24 protein-coding genes are annotated in these 21971 nt (G+C 32.7%); 11 read left to right on the top strand and 13 right to left on the bottom strand.

What is annotated here, in order from left to right:
* Positions 1–6: 6 nt before the first annotated feature.
* On the bottom strand, positions 7–426 hold the full coding sequence (locus tag AAGD45_RS01950; protein WP_341761763.1) for a helix-turn-helix transcriptional regulator: 420 nt from the start codon (positions 424–426) through the stop codon (positions 7–9).
* Positions 427–790: 364 nt separating this feature from the next.
* On the opposite strand from AAGD45_RS01950, the gene AAGD45_RS01945 reads away from it, so the two are divergent.
* The 5 genes from AAGD45_RS01945 to AAGD45_RS01925 all read left to right on the top strand — a co-directional run bounded on the left by AAGD45_RS01945 (position 791) and on the right by AAGD45_RS01925 (position 4044).
* Entirely contained in the window at positions 791–1138 is a 348-nt protein-coding gene (locus AAGD45_RS01945; protein WP_341761762.1) for a hypothetical protein, read from the top strand.
* A 328-nt stretch (positions 1139–1466) separates the two neighbouring features.
* On the top strand, positions 1467–1784 hold the full coding sequence (rplU, locus tag AAGD45_RS01940) for a 50S ribosomal protein L21 (RefSeq protein ID WP_341748347.1): 318 nt from the start codon (positions 1467–1469) through the stop codon (positions 1782–1784).
* A 24-nt stretch (positions 1785–1808) separates the two neighbouring features.
* The gene (gene rpmA / locus AAGD45_RS01935) at positions 1809–2057 is read left to right on the top strand and encodes a 50S ribosomal protein L27 (protein ID WP_341761761.1); all 249 of its coding nucleotides are present in this window, start codon (positions 1809–1811) and stop codon (positions 2055–2057) included.
* Positions 2058–2215: 158 nt separating this feature from the next.
* The gene (locus tag AAGD45_RS01930; protein WP_341761760.1) at positions 2216–3436 is read left to right on the top strand and encodes an aspartate kinase; all 1221 of its coding nucleotides are present in this window, start codon (positions 2216–2218) and stop codon (positions 3434–3436) included.
* 8 nt (positions 3437–3444) lie between these two features.
* The gene (locus AAGD45_RS01925; RefSeq protein ID WP_341761759.1) at positions 3445–4044 is read left to right on the top strand and encodes a phosphatidylglycerophosphatase A; all 600 of its coding nucleotides are present in this window, start codon (positions 3445–3447) and stop codon (positions 4042–4044) included.
* 94 nt (positions 4045–4138) lie between these two features.
* Here the strand turns inward: AAGD45_RS01925 and AAGD45_RS01920 are convergent, their stop codons facing one another.
* Positions 4139–4357, bottom strand: a complete 219-nt coding sequence (locus AAGD45_RS01920) for a hypothetical protein (protein ID WP_341761758.1) — start codon at positions 4355–4357, stop codon at positions 4139–4141.
* A 434-nt stretch (positions 4358–4791) separates the two neighbouring features.
* Between AAGD45_RS01920 and AAGD45_RS01915 the strand changes: the two genes are divergently transcribed.
* From AAGD45_RS01915 to AAGD45_RS01905, 3 genes are all read left to right on the top strand, one after another.
* Positions 4792–5142, top strand: a complete 351-nt coding sequence (locus AAGD45_RS01915; RefSeq protein WP_341761757.1) for a hypothetical protein — start codon at positions 4792–4794, stop codon at positions 5140–5142.
* Positions 5143–5160: 18 nt separating this feature from the next.
* Positions 5161–6429 (top strand): IS1634 family transposase, encoded by a 1269-nt coding sequence (locus AAGD45_RS01910; protein ID WP_341761756.1) that lies wholly within the window; start codon positions 5161–5163, stop codon positions 6427–6429.
* 99 nt (positions 6430–6528) lie between these two features.
* Positions 6529–7590: an IS110 family transposase gene (locus AAGD45_RS01905; RefSeq protein ID WP_341761755.1), complete on the top strand. Its 1062-nt coding sequence runs from the start codon at positions 6529–6531 to the stop codon at positions 7588–7590.
* Between the two features lie 728 nt (positions 7591–8318).
* On the opposite strand, the gene hemW is transcribed toward AAGD45_RS01905, so the two are convergent.
* The 7 genes from hemW to AAGD45_RS01865 all read right to left on the bottom strand — a co-directional run bounded on the left by hemW (position 8319) and on the right by AAGD45_RS01865 (position 15482).
* On the bottom strand, positions 8319–9548 hold the full coding sequence (hemW, locus tag AAGD45_RS01900; RefSeq protein ID WP_341761754.1) for a radical SAM family heme chaperone HemW: 1230 nt from the start codon (positions 9546–9548) through the stop codon (positions 8319–8321).
* A 282-nt stretch (positions 9549–9830) separates the two neighbouring features.
* Entirely contained in the window at positions 9831–10166 is a 336-nt protein-coding gene (locus AAGD45_RS01890; RefSeq protein WP_341761752.1) for a nucleotidyltransferase domain-containing protein, read from the bottom strand.
* A complete protein-coding gene (locus AAGD45_RS01885; protein WP_341761750.1) occupies positions 10147–10605 on the bottom strand; it encodes a nucleotidyltransferase substrate binding protein in 459 nt (152 codons plus the stop codon). The genes AAGD45_RS01890 and AAGD45_RS01885 overlap by 20 nt, the downstream gene beginning before the upstream one ends.
* A 335-nt stretch (positions 10606–10940) precedes the next feature.
* Positions 10941–12185, bottom strand: a complete 1245-nt coding sequence (hemA, locus tag AAGD45_RS01880; RefSeq protein ID WP_341761749.1) for a 5-aminolevulinate synthase — start codon at positions 12183–12185, stop codon at positions 10941–10943.
* Between the two features lie 354 nt (positions 12186–12539).
* The gene (gene mutL / locus AAGD45_RS01875) at positions 12540–14564 is read right to left on the bottom strand and encodes a DNA mismatch repair endonuclease MutL (RefSeq protein ID WP_341761748.1); all 2025 of its coding nucleotides are present in this window, start codon (positions 14562–14564) and stop codon (positions 12540–12542) included.
* On the bottom strand, positions 14539–14712 hold the full coding sequence (locus tag AAGD45_RS01870; protein WP_341748418.1) for a zinc-finger domain-containing protein: 174 nt from the start codon (positions 14710–14712) through the stop codon (positions 14539–14541). The genes mutL and AAGD45_RS01870 overlap by 26 nt, the downstream gene beginning before the upstream one ends.
* A gap of 98 nt (positions 14713–14810) precedes the next feature.
* Entirely contained in the window at positions 14811–15482 is a 672-nt protein-coding gene (locus tag AAGD45_RS01865; RefSeq protein ID WP_341761747.1) for a phosphatase PAP2 family protein, read from the bottom strand.
* A gap of 31 nt (positions 15483–15513) precedes the next feature.
* On the opposite strand from AAGD45_RS01865, the gene AAGD45_RS01860 reads away from it, so the two are divergent.
* The 3 genes from AAGD45_RS01860 to AAGD45_RS01850 all read left to right on the top strand — a co-directional run bounded on the left by AAGD45_RS01860 (position 15514) and on the right by AAGD45_RS01850 (position 17766).
* Positions 15514–16260: an MBL fold metallo-hydrolase gene (locus AAGD45_RS01860; protein ID WP_341761746.1), complete on the top strand. Its 747-nt coding sequence runs from the start codon at positions 15514–15516 to the stop codon at positions 16258–16260.
* 82 nt (positions 16261–16342) lie between these two features.
* Complete coding sequence (locus AAGD45_RS01855; protein ID WP_341761745.1) at positions 16343–17065, top strand: amino acid ABC transporter ATP-binding protein; 723 nt, start codon at positions 16343–16345, stop codon at positions 17063–17065.
* Positions 17062–17766 (top strand): TIGR02281 family clan AA aspartic protease, encoded by a 705-nt coding sequence (locus AAGD45_RS01850; RefSeq protein WP_341761744.1) that lies wholly within the window; start codon positions 17062–17064, stop codon positions 17764–17766. The genes AAGD45_RS01855 and AAGD45_RS01850 overlap by 4 nt, the downstream gene beginning before the upstream one ends.
* 108 nt (positions 17767–17874) lie before the next feature.
* Here the strand turns inward: AAGD45_RS01850 and AAGD45_RS01845 are convergent, their stop codons facing one another.
* The 4 genes from AAGD45_RS01845 to AAGD45_RS01830 form a co-directional block, all read right to left on the bottom strand.
* Positions 17875–19221 carry an IS110 family transposase gene (locus tag AAGD45_RS01845; RefSeq protein WP_341761046.1) on the bottom strand — a complete coding sequence of 449 codons (1347 nt, stop codon included), beginning with the start codon at positions 19219–19221 and terminating at the stop codon, positions 17875–17877.
* A gap of 282 nt (positions 19222–19503) precedes the next feature.
* A complete protein-coding gene (locus tag AAGD45_RS01840; RefSeq protein ID WP_341761743.1) occupies positions 19504–19836 on the bottom strand; it encodes a type II toxin-antitoxin system YafQ family toxin in 333 nt (110 codons plus the stop codon).
* Positions 19826–20140: a hypothetical protein gene (locus tag AAGD45_RS01835; protein ID WP_341761742.1), complete on the bottom strand. Its 315-nt coding sequence runs from the start codon at positions 20138–20140 to the stop codon at positions 19826–19828. Before AAGD45_RS01835 ends, AAGD45_RS01840 begins: the two co-directional genes overlap by 11 nt.
* Before the next feature lie 421 nt (positions 20141–20561).
* The gene (locus AAGD45_RS01830) at positions 20562–21365 is read right to left on the bottom strand and encodes a DsbA family protein (RefSeq protein WP_341761741.1); all 804 of its coding nucleotides are present in this window, start codon (positions 21363–21365) and stop codon (positions 20562–20564) included.
* Positions 21366–21971: the final 606 nt, after the last annotated feature.

The following is a 21971-nucleotide window of genomic DNA, read 5'->3' as shown; positions in this document are numbered from 1 at the left end:
TTAGAGTTATTTTTTATAATGTTTTTGAATAAGCCATTTAGTAAAATTTTCATCAGCTTTATCTAAACTCAACTGTGAAGAGTATTCGTATACTTCTTTAATAAGAGCAAATACGTTACTATACCTTACAGCAATAGGATAGTGAATTAGCTCAAGTTCATTAATGATTTTATCACAAGTATCACGAAGCAAAGAAATATTAAGTATAGAATCTTGGTTATCGTGATCTAATAATAATTCTTGAATTTCAATATTAAAAGCACCTGCTATAGATTGCAATACTTCTATAGTAGGATTTTTGGAAGTACCTCTGAATATATTTGTAACGCTTCTACCTTGTCCAATCTTATTTTCAAGATCAGCAACACGCCAATTTTTTTCTTTTAATAGCCTTTCAATATTTTTCTTAATAATTAAGTGTGACATTCTTATAAATAAATGAATTTAGTTAGACATTTTAGTTGACAATATTATGTATTTATATACACTAAAAATAAATGTATATTATTATGCATAATATTATAAGTATTAACTGTATTGATATACTAAAATTTGTACAAGGTAAAGTAGTTTATCAAAGTATTTATTTAAATAAGAATGATTAATATTCATGTAAATGGATTTAAGGATGCATTTTTCCTTATATTAAAGCCAATTCGTAATAAGAATTAACTAATTCTTATTACGAATTGGGGTAGTATGTATGGAACAGCAAGATGCAACTCAAGATAGTTCACAAAAAACATGTTGAAGTAACATTGATATCATAACAAAACAATAAGAAATTAGAATGTGGCAGCAATACTTAGCAATAATATTAATTATTATTGAAGGTTTATTAATCTTAATATCTTTGAAATATTTGCATCAGATAAATATAACTAGTAAAGATTTCTCCAATATATTTGGCAAAGCTAAGACAGATACATCTCGTTTATTTAAAGAACTACAACAGTTAAGTACTGTAACCAGTAAAAGAGATGATAACATTTTAAGCGTAGTGTATCACTTAGAGGATATCGAACTGTATATCAAAAGTATTTTGAGCATACTTGAACAACAAGAAAAGTGTAAGACAACTGAAGAGTCAACAAATAAATCCAAAATAAGTAATAGTAAAACCAAAATAAAATTATAGCATAGAAGACAGAATGTGTAGTTGTGATAAGGCAAGCAACTATCGCTGTTATACTCAAATAATTTGAAGAATTGGATTTGAAAATGAATGGTGAGCATGCGAATCCATGATATTTTCAAAAAACAATTCGTAGGAGCAGAAGAGTATACTAATCATGTCAACAATACAAGGTCAATAATAATGATTAGAAACTGTATTATTATAAATAATACGGGCTATCTTTTATTTATAGCATTATCTATTTAATTACGAATTGCTATTGACTAAAATAGTTGCTGGTAATATAATGCCGACTTAATTTGTTTAAATTTTAGTTAGGATATTTTTCATGTTCGCAATCGTCAAATCAGGCGGGAAACAGTATAAAGTCGGCAAAAACAGTGTCATCAAAGTAGAAAAAATTGACGGTGAAAGAGGTGCAAAAATCCAATTTGACCAAATATTGATGATTGGTGAAGATTCAAAGCCATCTTTTATAGGTACGCCAATGGTTAAAGGAGCTCTTGTTACTGCTGAAATTACTAACCAGTTTAAAGATAATAAGGTTATTGTCTTTAAGAAAAAACGTCGTCAGAATTATCGTCGCAAGACTGGTCATAGGCAGGAATTGACCGAATTGAAAATATTAGACATTACTAAACTATAATAGGATTTATTTAAGGATATATAAATGGCAACTAAAAAAGCTGGTGGTAGTTCTAGAAACGGCAGAGATTCGGTCGGTCGTAGGTTGGGTGTTAAAAAATATGATGGACAATATGTGATACCAGGTAACATTATTGTTAGACAACGTGGTACTAAATTTCACCCAGGTAAAAATGTTGGACTTGGTAGAGATCATACGTTATTTGCCTTGATTGCAGGCAAAGTAGAATTTTCTAGTAAGAGAGACTATAAAATAGTCAATATTGTGCAGTGATGATGCTATTTCTGCCTGCGGATGTCATCCCTATTAACCACACAATGTTACCCCTGCGTAGACAGGGGTCTAAAAAAGTTTAACAAACCCTCTTGGTCTATTTTTTTAGATTCTGCTACCTACGTAGGAATGACATCGAAAATTACGCTTGCAGATTTATGTCAGTAATAGTTCAAAAATTTGGTGGAACTTCCGTTGCTAACATTGCAAGAATAAAAGAAATTATTCCAATAATTAAGCTTGAAAAGCAGCATGGCAATCAAGTAATAATTGTCGTTTCAGCTATGGCCGGGGTTACCAACCAATTAGTTACTCTATGTAATGAAGTTTCTAGTCTTAAGACCAATTCAGAACTCGCAGAATATGATGCCGCTCTTTGTAGCGGGGAGATGGTAACAGCATCTTTACTAGCCCTTAAACTACAAGAACAAGGCATGAGTGCAAGATCTGTGCTGGCATGGCAATTACCGATCTTAACCAATGATAATTATAGCAAAGCTTTGGTTGAACAACTCTCTACTAGTTTGTTAATAGAATGTATTAAGCAAAACATCATTCCAATAGTTGCTGGATTCCAAGGTGTTACCAATAATAATAGGTTGACAACGCTTGGTCGAGGAGGATCAGATACTACCGCCTCTTTAATTGCAGCTGCTATGAAAGCTGATAGATGTGATATATACACTGATGTGGAAGGAGTGTTTACTGCCGATCCTCGCATTGTCCCGGGAGCAACAAAATTATCACAGATTAGTTTTGAAGAAATGCTGGAATTTACATCTTGTGGAGCTAAAGTGCTGCATCCACGTTCCTTAGAGGTTGCTATTAGATATAATGTACCCATACGCGTTTTATCGTCGTTTTTACTCCCATTATACCACGAAAAAAATGGTACACTAATAACATCTAGAGATAAAATTATGGAAAATAGGCAAATTACTGGTATTACTTCCAACAAGAATTTATTACAATTAGTGGTATCCTCCCAATTGAGTTTTTCTAAGATATGCAAACTCATCGCTGACCATAATATTCACCTAGAATTAATGGAAAATATTAAGACAAATATACAATATAGTTTCATTATCCAACTATCCGATAAAAATAAATTACAACATTTACTAGATGATCTAAAAAATACTAATCAAATAAATAATTTTATCATTGACAGTCAAATTTCTATAGTATCAATTATTGGTTATGGTATTAAAAATGATCAAACCCTACTTGGTACGGTATTAAATGAACTAGAAAAAGAAAATATACCAGTGAAAAAGATACAAATCTCAGAAATTAAAATTTCTATCCTAATAAAAGACCTAGATACTGAAAAAACAATACGTTGCTTGCATCAATTATTTGAATTATCAGAAAATTAAGCAGAATTATGTCTAAAAGAAAAAAATTTGTAGAACTTTTTGTAACTTTTTTCTATATAGGTAGAATAAAATATTGTCCTGGTACATTTGGGTCTTTAGCTGCTTTCCCTTTGTGCTACTTGATCGTATATCTTTCTCTAACTAATCAACTAATTTTTTCATTTACTAATTTCACAACTTTACAAGCACAACTTATTACTCTCTTTATTATTACTCTTTTGATTTGCCTATTGTTATTTATGTTAGGCACATACTTCTCTTCAATATACATACAATATGCTACACAGGACGATCCAAAAGAAGTGGTGATTGATGAGGTAGTTGGTCAAATGCTAACAATAATACTAAGTTGTTTTTCTGTGGTTTTCGTAAACTACTCAGGACTTACAAAATATTTAAGTTCACAACTAATAAATTTTATCTTTTTATTTGCTTTGCCCTTAGTGTTGTTTAGATTTTTTGATATAATAAAACCATGGCCAATAAATTGGCTCGATGCTAATATCAAAGGGGGTGTTGGTATTATGGTAGATGACATTGCAGCAGCAATCTTTGCTTCAGTCATGCATTATGCTATCACTTTTACTTTAATAAATTGGTTTGGCTAAATAATATTTTAATTAGGCTGTTCTAGGTTCAGGGCAGTTTAAAAATCCTAACTTTAAGTTGAGAATAATTTAAATAACCAACCTATGTCTATAATTACCTATGTCTATAATTGTTAAAATTTTCTCTAGTTTCAGTAATTTTGTTTGAAAATAGAGCTATTATCCCCAATAATGACATTATTAACGGATTTTCTCCAGTACTAATAGTTGACTTATCTTCTTCAAAAACCTTATCTTTTATCCAGTTTAAATTATTTTCGCATGACCAATGACTTCTGTTAAATTTTAATAATTCTTTTGGGCTTTGTTGCATAAATAGGATTTGAGATAAATTACCCCTAACCCCAAAATAGAGGGTTAGCAAACGGCAACAGAAATTGGTTTGCCAATCTAAAACATTTTGTTTAGAAGGTGGCATTTAATCGATATTTCATTTGTCATATTCTGATTATCTCTTGATAAAAACTTGCTACCAAAAGAAGTTTTAAAACGAAAAAGCGTATTTTCTACGCTCTCCCTTCGGTCATTTACTCTTCATGCTTGATATCCCCTCTTTCGTTGATATTTTACAGCTTTATCTCTCTCTGTTTTAGGCTTGTGTAATTTAACTGATAATGAATGGTTGGGAGGTCTGATAACTGGCTACTCATCTTCTAGACGAAAAAGTGCTTAAAACACCTAAAGAATAAGGTTTACAAGAATCCTGCGATAAATTTGTAGTCATGCAAATGATATTTTTATTTGACAATGCTGGAATTTAGAGATATAATCTCTTTCATGTATATTACAACTGTTCCAAATAGAAATTCTCGTCCTGCAATATTGCTTCGTACCTCTTATCGCGAAGACGGGAAAGTATTAAATAAAACCCTAGCTAACTTAACTAACTGGGATGATTTACGCATTGAGGCTTTTAAGAAGATGCTTAAAGGTGAATTTGATGGTTTAGATGGTGTTCCTGAGGTTGGTGAAAGTTTTGGGACTATTTTTCTACTAAAAAGAATTGCTGATGAAATTGGTATTACTAAGGCTCTTGGTACTAGAAGCAAAGAAGCTTTATTGAGTCTATTTTTGGTTTTAGCACGCTTTGCTCACTAAGGGTCTAGACTTTCCAGCGTGAAATGGGCGAAATCGCATGCGATATCTGATGTATTATCTGTCGATTCATTTGATGAAAACCATTTATATCAGGCTCTAGAATGGTTAGAAGAGAACCAAGAAAAGATCGAATTAAAATTATTTAAAACTTATCAAAAGAAAAATAACAAGCCGCCTGTTATGCTTTTATATGACGTCACTTCCAGCTATTTCGAAGGAACAGAGAATGAACTTGCGGAATATGGGTACAATCGGGATAAAAAGAAGGGTAAAAAGCAAATAGTGATTGGTCTATTAACTGATGATCATGGCGAACCTTTGGCTGTTAGAGTTTTTAAGGGTAATAGTGCTGATCCTTCTACCATTTATGAGCAGATTGAGCTAGTAAAATCTAATTTTGGTATTAAGAATATCGTCTTTGTTGGTGATAAAGGAATGATTAAGAGGACAGGCAAAGAAGCCCTGAGCAAAGAAGGATGGGACTATATTACAACCTTAAGTAAAGTTGAGATTGAAAGCTTAAAGAAAAGCGGAGTTTTGCAATATAGTTTTTTTGAAGAACAGCTATGCGAAGTAACCAATAATGGCAAAAGATATATTTTAAGGAAAAATGGTTCTATAGCCCGAAAAGTTGAGTTTGATAGGAATAACCGAGTTGAAAAATTGGTTGCAAAGATTGAAGAACGTAATATATATGTATCAACCCATAAGAAAGCAAAGCTAGAACTTGGTTTAAATAATATTCAAAAAATTGCCAAAGAATGGCGGATAGATAAATTTATCAACCTAAAATTAGATGGCAACCAAATAGTGGTTGAAATTGATCAAGATAAGAAAAAAGAGTTGTTTGCTCTTGATGGTTGTTATGCGATTGAAACACAGATTGAAATTAAACTGATGAGTAAAGAATTGGTTGATAAAGCTTACCATAATTTACATGAAGTAGAATCGAATTTTAGCAGTATGAAGACAGGATTACTCGAAGTAAGACCGATCTTTTTAAGGAAAAGCAACAGAACGAAGGGACATGTATTTGTTTGTATGTTGGCATTAAAAATATGGCACTATATGAAAAATAAGTTGAAACAAGGTTGTGGCGTAACCAAGGATGGTAAATATAATGTGACCATTGAGGAAGCATTAAGAGAGCTGGATAAAGTATGTTTTTTATATTACACAATCAAGGGTTGCAAAGTTGCAAGATTACCAAAATTAAGCGAGTTTCAACAAAATTTATTCAATTTATTTGATTTAACGATGCCCCAAATGACAAAATCTGCAAAATGATAAAATAATGGTATGAACCTCCTGATATACAGAATGAAAAGCAGTTGCTAATCTTCTAAAGTTAATATTAAATATTAAAATAACAATCAGGAGGCTAAGATGGAAGTTACCACAATTGGTATAGATATTGCAAAAAGAATTTTCCAAATTCATGGTGTAGATAAAAATGGTAAGACGGTATTAAAGAAAAAATTAATGAGAGATCAAGTTTTAACATTTATGGCTAATTTACCAAAATGTTTGGTAGGGATGGAAGCTTGCGGCGGAGCTAGTTACTGGGCAAGAGAAATAACTAAATTGGGGCATACAGTAAAACTAATGGCAGCACAATTTGTCAAACCGTATGTTAAAACTAATAAAAATGATCAAGCTGATGCAGAAGCTATATGTGAAGCGGTAACAAGACCAAATATGAGGTTTGTACCAATTAGAACTGTAGAACAACAAGATATTTTATCAATTCATCGAGTAAGAGAGAGATTGGTAAAAAATCGTACTGCCCTTGCTAATGAAATTAGGGGTCTACTACATGAATTTGGTTTTATTATTCCTCAAGGGATCAATAAGGTTATGACAAAATTAACCGAGATTTTAGATGAAGGGAATTTAAGCCAGCTGGGTTATCAAACATTTAGTGAACTGAAAGAGGAATTTTTGGATAATGACAAAAAAATAAAAGAGATAGAAAAAAGATTAAAAATAATAGCTAGCAACTTAACTCAATATCAACGATTAACAGCTATACCTGGTCTTGGTTTAATTACTGCTACTGCTTTAATAGCATCAATAGGTAATGCTACAAGTTTTGAGAATGGTAGGCAATTATCGGCATGGTTTGGATTAGTGCCAAGGCAGCATTCCAGTGGAGGGAAAGATAAGTTGCTTGGAATTAGCAAGCGAGGTGATGTTTACTTGCGTACTTTATTGATCCAAGGAGCTAGAGCTGTACTAAATGCCAAGATAAGATTTACATCGGAAGAACAAAAATCTAAAAAAGATTTTAGCAAATTTACGCAGTGGATGTTTAATTTATCTGAGCGAAATGGACATAATAAAACAGTAGTTGCTGTAGCTAATAAACTGGCAAGAGTGGTGTTTGCAGTACTAAGGTCAGGGGATGATTATGTAGAGAGTAAAGTTTGTAGCACAGAGCTATTATAATTAACATAAAATAAATAGTGGTTTATTAATTAATAGGTAAACAAAGAATATGTAAGAGATTCCAACCCGGAATATGCGTGAGATAATAATATTGATGGTAAATAAGACAAACCTTAGCTTACAAAAAAACTGATGACTACAATGGCTCTTTGAAGCCGATAAAATGATAAGTATATAGTAAATTTGTAAGCCAGCGAATTCCATCAGGGCTGTAGGATAAATTACACATAATTTATTAACTATAAGCCGGATACATGTATGCATTTGCATTTTTGCTATTAGATGTTATTTTTTTCTTGCATTTTACAGGAGGTTCATACATGTAGTCAGTAACGAGAATTTAATTCTACACTCCACTCGTCGCATAATACTCACGTTCTATAGCATAATTTCTGCTCATATTTATCTCGAAGATGAGAAGCTTGCTCACCTGAAATGTTTCTTGAAATTTGGAAGCGTACATTAGTCTCAGAAGGCTGTTTCACTAATGATGAAAAATCCACTTTCGCCATGGAGTTTGATTTGCCCTTAAAAGGCACTACTGCAGACAGTACAAAACTTTAATATATTCAGTGATTTCAACATATTTACGCTGCATTTAATACAGCAGTTTGCCACTTATGCGACTCATTTTCAAGCTCTTTTCTCTCTCGAAGTTGAGTCGCAAAACTGCTTTAAGAATGCATTTTTCTGATATTCTAGCCAGTTTTGGATTAAAATTAAAAATTTTAATCCAAAACTGAGGTTTTAAATAACCTTGGTACTATATAGCTATGTAACATTAGACCTTTGTTTGTAAGATTAATATGACCTTTATCACCTAATCCCTCATCCCACCTAAGTAAACCTAGCTCTTTATAGTATGTTGCCTTTCCCATATCTAAAATCTCAAATAATTGTTTACCAGTTCTTTTCTGTATACTATCAATAGTTATACCCTTTTCAAGACGTAGTCCCATCATCAACATTTCTTCAATTATTTCTTGCATAGAAAGTTTATTAATCTGCTGAATACCACATCCTAAACTATCTACAGCTTGTAACCATTTTTCTGGTTTATGCCACATCATGATACTATAGAGATTAGATGTAAAACTACTATCACACATGTTAACCCTACTGTGGCTACCCGGACCTATACCTAAATAATTGTCATATTGCCAATATGTCAAGTTATGCTTACATTCATGACCTAATATAGCATAATTTGATATTTCATATCTAAGATATCCTTGGGACTTTAAATAGCAGTTAGTCCACTCATAATGGTCAGCTGCTTGATCTGAGTTTGGTATAGTCAGATTTCCCTCGTTAAACAATTTATAAAATAACGTGCCCTTTTCAATAACTAGTTGATACAGTGAGATATGACCTGAGGCAAGTTTCATGGCATTGGTAAGTTCATCTTGCCAACTTTCTAGAGTTTGGTTACTTCTTGCATAAATTAGGTCAAAAGATATTCTAGGGAAAAGATGGCGAGCTGTTTCAATAGCTTTGATTGCTTGCCCTACATCATGTTGTCGTCCTAAACTCTTTAAGTCATCTTCCACTAGAGACTGGACGCCAATTGACACGCGGTTTATTCCAGCTGATCTAAAGTCCTTAAATTTTTCAGTCTCAAATGAAGTGGGATTTGCTTCTAAAGTAATTTCTGTCTGCTCATCTATTATTGCTAAATTTGCTATTTTTTTAATTATTCCTTCAACAACAAATGGCTTCATTAAAGATGGAGTTCCACCTCCAAAGAAAATAGATTTTATATATTTATGACCTATAATATCCTTGAAATGATCAAGCTCTAGTTCATAACATTTCAACCATGTATCATGATCTACTTTATCTACAACATGAGAATTAAAATCACAATATGGACATTTTGACAAACAAAACGGCCAGTGTATATATATCGATAAAGGATTTTTCATGTTTATGCTTAGTTGAACATTACTTAAGCTCATCTTTTACTATAGTCAATTGATGAGAAGTAGGTAGCCTCGTCTTCGATCGCTCGCCTATTACATATAGGTGTCGCTCCATCGCTCCTGCTACCCAATCCTCCTGAATTGACTATATCACTACTTCCAACCCCTTTATTAGACCTCTTTTGAAACTCGCTTATGCACAAGGGTGTGAAGGAGACGCAGAACCTCGACCCGCAGCGTACTCTAATGTACGTGAGGAGCAGAGTACCGGTATCACGTACAAATCACCAGCAGAAGTAGAGTTTCAAAAGAGGTCTATTAGATCTCTTCAAATTGGTCATGCGTAAACAATAGTAGCATGTTAGCATCGATATGTTCTTTGAGAGGTGGATAGGTGATCAGATCATAAGATTGTACATCTACTTTAACCGGTAAGTTACTGTCATTAAGTAAAGTAAATATACGTTCAAGGGTTTTTTCATCAAGCGAACCATAAATAACTATATCAATATCAGAATTAGGACGATAAGAACCAGTAGCACGCGAACCAAACAAACCAACTCTCTCAATTTGTTTTGAGAAGGGCAACAAAATATTACGCAGTATGTTTAACTGTTCCGTACTTAATCCATGATTAGATATGTTTACTTTCATCTACCATCTCTTCTTCTGCAAATTTCAGCATCACCAAATACATGTTCTCCAATTCAGGATAATAATCCTTTTCAATATTTATAATAATCTGTTCAAATTGTTTGAAATCGTAGGTATGTGACATCTTATTACGGGAATCTAAAGCATTCATCCATACTTCACCATTCTTAATCAAATTCGCGACAATAGCTGCCTTAAGTACGGTAGCTGGGGTAATGGTTGATAGTATCACCCCCTTATATTCTAGGTAGTCTTTAAGTACGTTCCATGTCAATTCCCACGTATATTCAAAACGCTGCACTACTCCTTCCATCTCTAATTGACTTATTTTGCGTTCTCGCATTGTGTACATCGCCTCACGTAGCAAAGCAAAAGCACGTTTAAAATTATCAAAACGATATAGCCAGCGAGGAGTTTTTATACTAGTAAATGTGGTCATGTTAGTTCATTTCTTAATAATTTTCATTATACATTATTTTCCTTAGGTTGTGTGAACATTTCTATGTAATGAGTAAATTTATAGGCATTTTCGCTCGCAGAACCGCAGCGTACTAAATGTACGTGAGGATTCGAGAACGAAAATAACGACGAAATTGACCATTAGATAGAAATGTTCACACAACCTAGAAATCGATTGAAGAAAATGTATTAGTAAGAAGAATTATTATTGCTACACCTGCTATTAAAATCATAGTTGATGACATAGTGGCAAGTAGGAATGGCATCTTTGGTAGTTAATACTACTATGTACATTAACTACTGATTGCAATTATGCTACGCTGCAGGGTGTAAAGGTAATTTTATTATAGAGTAAGAATTGATTGATGGTGATATATCGAGGGTACTAAGAATTTCAACAAGGGCTGTGGTGAGGTCATGAATCATTTGGTCGGTATGGTTAGGTGTTGGGATGATTCTTAAACGTTCTGTGCCACGTGGTACTGTTGGGAAGTTAATATGCTGAACATAAATATTATATTTATCCAACAACATTTCAGAAGCTTGTTTGGCTTTAATTGGATCACCAATAATTATTGGTATAATATGACTATTATTTTTTAAATAATTTACTTTAGCTTTATCAAAAGATTTTTTTACCTTGGCTATTACTTTTTGGTAAGTTTCCCTCTCTATATTAGAATTTTTTAAATGACGAATACTGGCAGTTGCTGCTGAAGCAATAACTGGGGGTAGAGAGGTGGTGAATATAAAACCTGGTGCAGTAAGCCTTATAGAATCGATAATTTGACGATTGGCTGCAACATAACCACCAATAGTGCCATAAGCCTTACCAAGCGTTCCTTGGATCATATCAATTTTATCAGCACAATCCTGAAGATCGGCAACGCCAGCACCATGCTTGCCGTACAGACCAACTGTATGTACTTCATCAATAAAGGTTAAAGCATTATATTTTTTAGCTAAATTCACTATTTTTTCTATTGGTGAAAATAATCCGTCCATAGAATAAGCTGATTCAAAAACAATAATCTTTGGTCTATTAATATCCACCTTTTTGAGTAATTCTTCAAGATGGCAAGTATCAATGTGCCGATAAATATGTTTTTCAGCTTTTGAATTACAGATACCGGAAATAATAGAAGCGTGATTTAACTCATCTGAGAAAAAAACTATATTAGGCATTATTTTTGCCAGTGTTGCAAGGCTAGTATCATTGGCAACATAACCGGAAGTGAAAACTAGAGCTAATTCTTTATTATGTAGGATTGCTAGTTCCTTCTCTAATTCTATTATGCTGCTATTATTGCCACCTATATTTCTTGTACCACCAGAACCAATTCCATATTTGGATACAGCATCTAACGCAGCTTTGGTAACATCTGGATGCTTACTCATACCAAGATAATCATTAATACACCACATTACAATTTCTTTATTACCATACCAAGCAGATGGAAAGTTATTTGCCTGTCTTTGAACAGGAACAAATTCACGATATCTTCCTTCTTGTTTAATTCTAGTTATATGGTGATCGAATATATTATTATAGTTAGACATTACATTATTTTTTTATACAGTTTAAAACCTACCTAACCTCAGTTCGATATAAGAATTATTAATTCTTATATCGATACTTGCTTTGCTATAAGGAAAAATGCACTCTTGAAGCAGCTGACGCGGGTGCATTTTAACTTTTTTCATCATTCAATATGTGATTTTAATTATTAAAATCACATATTGAATGGAGTATTATATTTTAACAATCAGGTGGGCAGCCGCTTCAAACCTGATTGTTTCTATATATAATACTGAATTCGATGTAACTTGTTACACCGAATTCAAGTTACCTAACCTACGCGAATTTGGGATAAGAATTGACAAATTCTTATCACGAATTCGCGTAACCTCAGGTTACCTACGTCCAAATAATCGCTCAATATCTTTGAGTTTGAGTTCGATGTAAGTTGGTCTACCATGATTACACTGACCAGAAAATGGGGTTTTTTCCATTTGTCTTAATAATTCATTCATTTCTTCAGAAGATAATTTACGACCTGCTCTGATAGCATAATGACATGCATAGGTTTCTGTAACATGTTCAATCAATTGAATCAAGGAAATATTTTCACCAAGATCAGATAAATTATCTGCCAAGTCTTGGGTAAGCTGGTTTATATCGGTATTTCCAAGTAAGCTTGGAGTCTCTGATACAATGATGGATCGCTCGCCAAATTTTTCTAGGCTTAAACCTAATTTAGAAAGATCATCCTTTTTATTATACAATAAATCAGCTCTTTTGACATCCGGTAATTCTACTATCTCAGGCATGAGTAATCGTTGCTTAATTAAGCCATTGTTACTTATCATTTGCTTAATTTTCTCGTATCCCAAACGCTCATGTGCTGCATGTTGATCTACGATAATAATACTATCTGCTGTTTGTGATATTATATAAGTGCCGTGCAGTTGGGCTCTTGCTGCTCCGAGTGCAATATTAGACTTTTTGTATAACTCTACTTCTGCTGGTAATTTAGGCAATGGTGCTAGACTCGAATCCGTAACGGAATTTGCCGTACTGCTTGAAGGGTGAGGTTTCAATCCTCCTGCAGATTCCCTAGTAGAAGTGAATTTTGCAAGAGGTTTATTATTACAATCTAGGTCTAGGATATCATCCTCTAACACTTCTACTTTAGCATGTGGGTCTGTCTTTATTAATTGTTGCTGAACATTAGAACTATCATTGTGCCTAGGAATGGTTAAATTTTGAGACTTATAAGTACTGATATTATCAGATATACTCAAACTATTTGGATATACTTTGTTAGAAGAGGTAGGGTTCTTTTGAAATGCTTTATTTGTTTTAACAAAGCTATTAGTAGTAGCCGTATTGCGAAAAAGACCTAAGGCAGTTGTGGCAATATTTGTTGACACCATATGACTTCTAGTAGCAAGGGCATCTTTGATAGAGCTTATCAGTAATCCCCGTATGGTACTTGGATCATGAAACCTTACTTCTGTTTTGGCAGGATGTACATTAACGTCAACCATGTGGGGATCTATCTGTAGAAACAAAACTGAAACTGGATGTCTATCCCGAGCTAAATAATCCTGATAAGCTAGTCTTAGAGCGATTTGTAGTAATTTATCCTTAACGGGTCTATTATTAACAAATAAAAACTGATCCTCAGCAGAAGCTCTATTAAAGGTAGGAAGGCTGGTAAAGCCATATACTGATATTTCTGGTCTTTGTAGATTAATATGGACAGAATTTTCAATAAAATCATAACCCAATATATCAATTATTCTTTGCTTTAACAGATCATCAAAATTTCCATCTTGACCTTTTACTTTTATGATATTTTTGCCATCATGAGATAAATTAATACTGATTTTAGGATGAGCTAATGCAATTTTCTTGATTACATCAACCGAAGCTGCCAATTCAGTTTTATCAGATCTTAAGAACTTTAGTCTTGCAGGGGTGGCAAAGAATAAATCACGTATTTCAATCTTAGTACCCTCGTTATGAATGGTAGGTTTAATCTCTTTATTATGCCCACCACTAGATTGTATATGATAAGCCCTATCAGCCCCACGTGCCTTTGAAGTAATCAACATCTTACTTACAGAACATATTGAAGGTAATGCCTCTCCGCGAAAGCCAAAAGTGTGAATATTTTGTAAATCTGACTCATCAAGTTTAGAAGTAGTATGACGTTCTACGGCAATTTTTAGATCTTCCTCAGACATGCCTATTCCGTCATCAGAAATAATAATAAGATTTTTCCCTGCTTGCTGTAAGCTTATATCTATCTTAGTGCTAGCTGCATCAATAGCATTCTCAACTAGTTCTTTTACCACCGAAGCTGGTCGTTCAATTACTTCCCCAGCAGCGATGCGGTTTATAGTACTATCTGACAGGAGTTTTATCTTCATTACTTACTAACACAAATGTTTTACTACAATAAGGACACACAATAGATCCTTTGGTTGAATCAATCTCCAAATAAATTCTTGGATGATCAAAAGGTGGTTCTTTGCCAAAACATGATACGGATGTAGAGATAGTCTCAATAATTTCCATATTTTGCATAAATTTGAAGCTATAATAAGAGTTTTTTTAGTATCTTACTACTATAAAACATAAGTGAAATTTATTCAAAATAAAAATCATTAATTATATTAGTGGTCTAGAAAATAATGATATAATAGAGAAAGAATCCTTTCACCAAACCATTTTATTAAATTGTTGGTAAAAATTTTAAAAATCATTTTACTCACTATTATAATCATTATGGTGATAAGGAAACTATAAATAATATCAGCTGGGTAATGCATAGCAAGAGTAATACGTGAGACTGCCACTAATAAAACAATCAAAAATGCTATAATTTTTTGCCCCATTGTTATATATGGCCAAATACAGTAAGATACCATTAATGCTAATCCGGAGTGACTGCTTGGAAAGCTAGATAAACATCTTTCAACTTCAACATTAGCAATTGTTACAAAACTATTAAGAGGCAATGAGCAAAATGGTCTAGGTATATTAACTGAAAACTTAAATAGAGCATAAGTACAACCAAATATAGCATAAATTATACCAATCATTACCATTTCATTATATATAGACCAAAATTTGATCTGACGCTGATTAAAATCTTGAATCTTTTTTAACTGGATATAGAAATATCCACAATATATAAAATAAACGATAGCAAAGTTGGTAATATTAAAACAATAAGAGATAATTTGTAGAATATAAGCTATTATGCTAAAATGGTTAGTAATTCTATTGATCCACAAGAATATCTCTTGATTAAGACCATGGAAATTATATAAAAGTTCAAACATTTTCAATTTCAATTTTGTTTGGTTTAAGTATATGCTACAAATAACAGTGCTAGGATGTGGCTCATCACTTGGTATGCCGATAATTAATTGTGATTGCAATATATGCACTTCTACTTCAAGTTACAATAAAAGAACTAGATCATCAATATACATCGATGATGGTAATAGTCAAATTCTTGTTGATTTTGGTTTTGACATCAAAAATCAACTAATGCGAGAAAAGATTAAAAAATTGGACGGTGCTATATTAACCCATTATCATGCAGATCATGTTAACGGTATTGATGATTTACGTATATTTCCATTTTTCCAAAAGACACCACTAGAAATTTTTTCTGACAGTAGCACAGCATTGAAAACTGAGAATCGTCACCAACATTTATTTGCTCCGGACAAACTGATTGCAAGACCGGTAGATTTTTTTGCAAAATTTAAAATTAATACCATAGATGTACAATTTTTCAGACAACATCATGGTTCCATAGATAGTTTAGGTATTAGAATGGATGATTTTGTATATTCTAGTGATGTGCTAGCTTTTCCGGCAGAATCTAAACCATTCTTGAAAAATATCAATGTTTGGATATTAGACTGTATGGCGTATGAATCTAATGATTGCCATGCAGGATTAGATAAAATTTTACAGTGGAACGATGAATATAAACCCCAACAAATATTATTAACGAATATGAATCATTTTATTGATTACCATGAGATATCAAAAATATTGCCAAGTAATATAAAACCTCTATATGATGGTTACAAATTTATAGTTTAGCAAACCTGAGTTACCCCAATTCGGGATAAGAATTATCCCGAATTCACGTAGGTCTATCAACTTTTCAAATTATTAGGAGTATATGATAATACTCGATAAGGTTTCAAGAAACTATGGCAAAACCTATGCTATTAAAGATATTAGTCTTGAATTCAAGAAAAAAGAAACTATAGCGATTATAGGATCTTCTGGTAGTGGTAAATCTACTTTATTGCGAATTATTAATGCTTTAGAAGTTCCTACCAGTGGGCATGTGTTAATCGATGACAAAAAATTGACGCAAAAAAATAAAAGGAAGCTTTGTCTTAAAATTGGCATGGTTTTTCAAGCGTTTAATCTTTTTCCGCACTTAAATGTCCAAGATAACTTAATATATGCTCCTGTTAATATTTTAGGAATGAAGCAAATGGCTGCCATTGCTAAGGCAGAGAAATTATTAGAACAATTTGGTTTAAGACAAAGAATTACCGCCTTTCCTGTCAATTTATCTGGGGGACAGAAACAAAGAGTGGCGATTTGCCGAGCCTTGATGATGAATCCAGAAATAATGTTATTTGACGAGCCTACTTCAGCTTTAGATCCTGAAAATATTAAAGATATTATTGAAATTATATCTTTATTTAAAAGTCAAATAACCATGATTGTAGTTACTCATCATATTAAATTTGCCAAAGCCATAGCCGATAGGATAATTTTTATGGATCACGGACAAGTTTTAGCTGATCAGCCGGCAGTAGAGTTTTTTAAAAAACCCAAATCTCATAGAGCAAGATTATTTTTAGAGAATATAGGTGATTTAATGTGAGTAATAAAAGTCTTATAAAGTTAATAATTATTCTCTGCATTAGTATTGTCATTACTTTCTGTGTACGTAAACTAGTAGCTGCACAATTTGCTGCTTTTTCTTGGGATAACCAAAAAAGTATAACTTGTTTTATAATGATTTTGGTGATTATCAGTATAGTTTATAATTCCTTTAGTCAAAAAGGTATAAGGATACTCTCTATTCAATTATTAACTTGGGGTGGAATTTTTTTAATTATAATTACTGGTTATGCTTTCAAGTTTGAGTTAAATTACGCCGCTCAAAGAGTCATATCCGTACTAATACCATCATATAATTGGGTCAATAAACAAGGAGAATTAGTAATTAGTCGTAGTAACGATGGGCATTTCTACGTTAACGCCGTGGTAAACGGAATAAAAATTAAATTTATGATTGATACCGGAGCAAGTGATGTTGCTCTTACTATTAGTGATGCTAAAATGCTAGGATTTGACTTATCAAAACTAAATTACACTAGAACTTACTCTACAGCTAATGGTACGAGTAGGGCTGCTCCCGTGAGATTAAATAGTGTTGAGATTGGTAGAGGAGCTTTTTTTAGAAATGTTGAAGCTCACATAGGTACTGGCGGTCTTGACGTATCGTTACTCGGCATGTCGTTATTAGAGCGTTTTAAAGGTTTCAGAATAGATCGAGATATGTTGATTTTGAGTTATTAGGTGTATACTCTTCTAGGAAACAACTAGCTAACATATTGATTTTCAAGCATTTTTACTTTTTTGTTTCTTCCATTATGAACTTGATCGTTTGGTATTAAGTGTTAGCTTCTAACAAACTGGTTCTAAAGAAGCTTCTATTTTAACTACGCTAAACCCTAGTCGTGTTGCCTGTTTTTGTAGGTTTTTCACCATTGTTTCTTGGTATTGTTTTTCGTAAGTTTCAATTCCCTGTTCGACGTAGTCTTGACCATATTTTAATAATCGATAAAACATACATGCCAACTTCCTTGCTGTTGCTGTAATAGCTTTTGGTGTACCACCCCTACTTTTTATCCTTCTGTAAAATCCTGCTAGTGCTGATTTACCTCTACCTAGATTAAGAGCGGCCATCCTGAAAGCCATACTTGCTTTATTTTCTACCTTTTTTGTTCTAGTATCAAATACTTTACCACCGGTAATTTTATTAGCAGGACTTAAGCCAAGCCAAGATGTAAAATGTTTCTCTGTACTCCATTTGTCCATATCTAACCCCACTTCCGATACTATCGTTTGTACACTTAGCTCACTTAGCCCTGGAATTGCAGTAAAATCTACTCCTGCTGCATTATATAGTGATTGTTGTAAATCAAACTTTGGAGAATTTTTGTTCTTGCGTTGCTTATTTGTTACATCACCATCACCACGTTTATCAAACTCTTTGTAACAGCTTTCTATTGCTTCGTCACACTCCTTGATTTGTTTTAGGTAAAATTCATAAATATCTAATTCTTGCTTTAATACTACAAGATGCTCTTTGCGATAATCTCCCTCCACAGCTTTGATAATAGTCTTTTCATCACTTTTTATACGACTATCCCTAAATGTGACTAATTTATTTGCATCCCTTTCACCAGCAATAATTGCTTTTATTATACTCATTCCTGTAACGCCTGTTATATCACTAATCACATGATGTAATTGGATATTCATTTCATTCAGTGCTTTCTGCATACGGTTTACATGGGTTGCACCATTCTTTGTTAATCTGTCTCTTTGTCTAGTAAGAGTTCTTAATTCACATATCTGATCTTTTGGACGAAATGAACCACTTAACAATCCATAGCTATGAAGTTGTTGTAACCACTGACAATCAGCTACATCCGTTTTACGTCCAGGTACGTTTTTCACATACCTAGCATTCACCAATATAACTTCAAAGCCAGTAGTCTCTAAAATCTGAAATACAGGTATCCAATATATCCCTGTTGATTCCATAGCTATCGTCTTAACTCCACATTTTTTTAACCAATCTGCCATTTCTCTTAAATTACTGGTAAAAGCAGCAAATTTTTGTACATTTTTTTCATCCCTATCAGCTGGTACGCAAACGTAATGTTCTCTAGAACCAATATCAATACATGCTGCATTAGGATTGATTACAGATAATTTCTGTTTATCATTCTTTTTATTTGTCATACAACCTCCTACGTCTAGTAATTAGACCGAGCTAATTTTAAGTTGGAGTATTGAATGAAAAAATTAATCTTCTAAACGAGGTCTCTTATGTGTTATAAACACATAATGCCATCAATGATCTTACCAAAAACTCCAAAACCATGCTCTTAAACGGGCTGCTTTCGCTGCACCATTGACAACACCGGTTATAAGCTCTTTAACCAACTCGGCTAACTGCAACTTTAACACAGTATAGTCGTGAATACTATACTCTGAGGTTGATACCTTACCACCAAAGTTTGTTTATGTTTTTACATAATGCTTAGCATTTTGTTTGGTGCTCTTAAATAAATCGCTATGACTACCTGTATTTTCTAATATTAAGGTTTTATTATTTAACTCAAAAACTAATAGCCAATCAGGCTCTAAATGACATTCCCAAAGGGCTGAATAATTGTTAGATAACTTATGCAAACGGTATTTATTTGGCAACAATAGATGATATTCAACATCTTGATTAAGCCCTTTCTCTATTAAATCAATAAACTTATCTAATTTTTTTCTATCTTTACCCCGTTTAAGCATTAACTTAAATTCTTTGTCAAACTTATTGGTAGAAAGTATTCTAAAGGTCACTATTTGCCTTCTTATTCTCTTTAGCTACCTCTTGTTCTACTTCCTCTTGTAATCTATCAAGATGTCCAAAAAATTCTTCCTTCGAATCATAAGAGTTTAAATTAATACCTTGATGTGATTCTTCTATAGTTTTTATTGTTTCATCATTCAATACATTTTTGGATACATAAGGCTTATACTCTAATTCAATTTGTTTGTTTAATGTTTGTATTACAAAATCCTTTATACTAATGCCCTTCCAAGTGGTAAGCATCTTTAGCTTAAGGTGGAATTCATCCGAAACATCTAAGCTTAATCTAGACATAAATTTTCTTTAATTTGTGTGAATGTTGTAATGAACATTATAACTTTATATTATGCGGTTATCAACCTAAATATGAACTGCCAAACGGTTTCTAAGAAATAACTATCTAACATATTGATTTTCGAGCATTTTTGCTTCTTCCATTATGAACTTGATAGCACTATATCAAGTGTCAGCTTCTAACAAACTGTTCTAATAGTTTGTTTATGTTTTTACATAATACGTAGCATTTTGTTTGCTGCTCCTTCTTCTCCTAACAAACTGCTTCTAATAGTTTGTTTTTACATAATGTGTAGCATTTTGTTTGGTGCTACTTTGAAGAATTGCGTTGTCAACATCGTTTTTGGTCTTGTAGTACCATTACTTACATTGGCATTTTTAGGCAAAGTCTCCATGCACCGTAGCTCGAATAACAGCGAAACTACTTATTTTGACTTCGTATATCAGCAACTATCGTCTGCAATTGGTCTAGATCTACCATTCCTGCTATTAATTTACCATTAATAATATAAGCAGGTACTCCCTGTATTTTTAAACCCTTTGCTAACTTAACATTTTTGTCGATGAGATTTTTTATTTCATCTTTATTGATTTCTTCCGCAATTACTTCAGGATTTAGATCATTTACTAGTAACAATTTTTCTACAGATTCTTTGGTAATAGATTTTAAGTCCATTAAACCATCATGAATATCTTGAAACTTACTCGGAGTGGTTTTATAAACAGCTAAAGCAATAGTTGCAGCATAATTAGATGCATCACCAAGAATCGGGAATGGTTTTAAAACGACTTTAACCCCCGTATCTAATTTGATTAACTGGTTAATAAAGTTATGACCTTTTCTACAATAACTACAGTTATAATCATAAAAAGTAGCGATGACTACATCTCCATTCGGGTTACCAAGTACAGGAGATGTAAGAGAATCTTCTATTTCAGATTTATTATCTTTTATATATTCGCCAGTTTTTATTTCCATTTCTTGCATTTTACGCTGCTGAAGACCTTCTATTGCCTGAATGATTATTTCGGGATTATTTAACAAATATTCTTTTATAATTTGTTCAGTTTTTTCCACTTCTTCTTTTTTGTCTAACACTTGCTGATCAAGAGTGTTAATCGAAACCGTAGTAGAAGCACTAGGAGTCTTCATAGTTTTATAAGCAAATAATGCTAGAAGAACAACAACAATAATTAATAATACTTTACCAACAACATTATGCATAATATTTTTCTATTAAATAGATTAGTTTGTTATAAATGGTTTATTAGTCCAAATTATATAGTATATTGGCGTCCATATATGACACTCATGTACCTTATTTCAGCATTTTAGTTACTTTTCTATAATTTTCAAGCATTTTAGTTATTTGCCGATAATTTACTTTACCTATTGGTAGAATTGGTATTTCTTTAACAGGGATAATAACTGGTATATTCTTTTGGTTTAAGTCTATTGAATTTTTATGCATTATTTCTATGAATTTTTCACTATTTATGGTCTGACTTGTGGTCAATAGAAAAATCTGTTTGTCTTTATTATCATCATCAGGGCAAATAGCAACATGCTTACTATCAACATCGATCATATTAGCTAAATCCTCTATTAATATCAGCGACATTACTTCTTCTATTGTAACAAATTGCTGAATACGACCTAATAAGGTAAGATATCCATCTTCATCAATTTTTACTATATCTCCAGTATCATACCATCCCAAACCCAATTCTTCTGATGATGTAGGGTGGATAATTCCAGGATTATTAGAGTGCATATAGCCAAGCATAATATTTGGTCCTTTGATGAATAGTTGTCCTATCCCCTCTATTC

Origin of the sequence: Candidatus Tisiphia endosymbiont of Thecophora atra (assembly GCF_964026395.1) — a bacterium.
Taxonomy (GTDB): Bacteria; Pseudomonadota; Alphaproteobacteria; order Rickettsiales; family Rickettsiaceae; genus Tisiphia.
The sequence above is the reverse complement of the archived record's forward strand: the minus strand, read 5'-3'. Positions and strand labels throughout refer to the sequence as shown.

What these genes read in the sequence shown, in the direction of transcription:
- AAGD45_RS01930 (WP_341761760.1), top strand. Translation starts at nt 2,216, where the DNA reads ATGTCAGTAATAGTTCAAAAATTTGGTGGAACTTCCGTTGCTAACATT.
- AAGD45_RS01945 (WP_341761762.1), top strand. Translation starts at nt 791, where the DNA reads ATGTGGCAGCAATACTTAGCAATAATATTAATTATTATTGAAGGTTTA.
- AAGD45_RS01855 (WP_341761745.1), top strand. Translation starts at nt 16,343, where the DNA reads ATGATAATACTCGATAAGGTTTCAAGAAACTATGGCAAAACCTATGCT.
- AAGD45_RS01830 (WP_341761741.1), bottom strand. Translation starts at nt 21,365, where the DNA reads ATGCATAATGTTGTTGGTAAAGTATTATTAATTATTGTTGTTGTTCTT.
- hemA (WP_341761749.1), bottom strand. Translation starts at nt 12,185, where the DNA reads ATGTCTAACTATAATAATATATTCGATCACCATATAACTAGAATTAAA.
- AAGD45_RS01925 (WP_341761759.1), top strand. Translation starts at nt 3,445, where the DNA reads ATGTCTAAAAGAAAAAAATTTGTAGAACTTTTTGTAACTTTTTTCTAT.
- AAGD45_RS01860 (WP_341761746.1), top strand. Translation starts at nt 15,514, where the DNA reads ATGCTACAAATAACAGTGCTAGGATGTGGCTCATCACTTGGTATGCCG.
- AAGD45_RS01905 (WP_341761755.1), top strand. Translation starts at nt 6,529, where the DNA reads ATGGAAGTTACCACAATTGGTATAGATATTGCAAAAAGAATTTTCCAA.
- AAGD45_RS01845 (WP_341761046.1), bottom strand. Translation starts at nt 19,221, where the DNA reads ATGACAAATAAAAAGAATGATAAACAGAAATTATCTGTAATCAATCCT.
- AAGD45_RS01835 (WP_341761742.1), bottom strand. Translation starts at nt 20,140, where the DNA reads ATGTCTAGATTAAGCTTAGATGTTTCGGATGAATTCCACCTTAAGCTA.
- rpmA (WP_341761761.1), top strand. Translation starts at nt 1,809, where the DNA reads ATGGCAACTAAAAAAGCTGGTGGTAGTTCTAGAAACGGCAGAGATTCG.
- AAGD45_RS01950 (WP_341761763.1), bottom strand. Translation starts at nt 426, where the DNA reads ATGTCACACTTAATTATTAAGAAAAATATTGAAAGGCTATTAAAAGAA.
- AAGD45_RS01870 (WP_341748418.1), bottom strand. Translation starts at nt 14,712, where the DNA reads ATGGAAATTATTGAGACTATCTCTACATCCGTATCATGTTTTGGCAAA.
- AAGD45_RS01915 (WP_341761757.1), top strand. Translation starts at nt 4,792, where the DNA reads ATGCTGGAATTTAGAGATATAATCTCTTTCATGTATATTACAACTGTT.
- mutL (WP_341761748.1), bottom strand. Translation starts at nt 14,564, where the DNA reads ATGAAGATAAAACTCCTGTCAGATAGTACTATAAACCGCATCGCTGCT.
- hemW (WP_341761754.1), bottom strand. Translation starts at nt 9,548, where the DNA reads ATGAGCTTAAGTAATGTTCAACTAAGCATAAACATGAAAAATCCTTTA.
- AAGD45_RS01865 (WP_341761747.1), bottom strand. Translation starts at nt 15,482, where the DNA reads ATGTTTGAACTTTTATATAATTTCCATGGTCTTAATCAAGAGATATTC.
- rplU (WP_341748347.1), top strand. Translation starts at nt 1,467, where the DNA reads ATGTTCGCAATCGTCAAATCAGGCGGGAAACAGTATAAAGTCGGCAAA.
- AAGD45_RS01890 (WP_341761752.1), bottom strand. Translation starts at nt 10,166, where the DNA reads ATGAAAGTAAACATATCTAATCATGGATTAAGTACGGAACAGTTAAAC.
- AAGD45_RS01920 (WP_341761758.1), bottom strand. Translation starts at nt 4,357, where the DNA reads ATGCAACAAAGCCCAAAAGAATTATTAAAATTTAACAGAAGTCATTGG.
- AAGD45_RS01885 (WP_341761750.1), bottom strand. Translation starts at nt 10,605, where the DNA reads ATGACCACATTTACTAGTATAAAAACTCCTCGCTGGCTATATCGTTTT.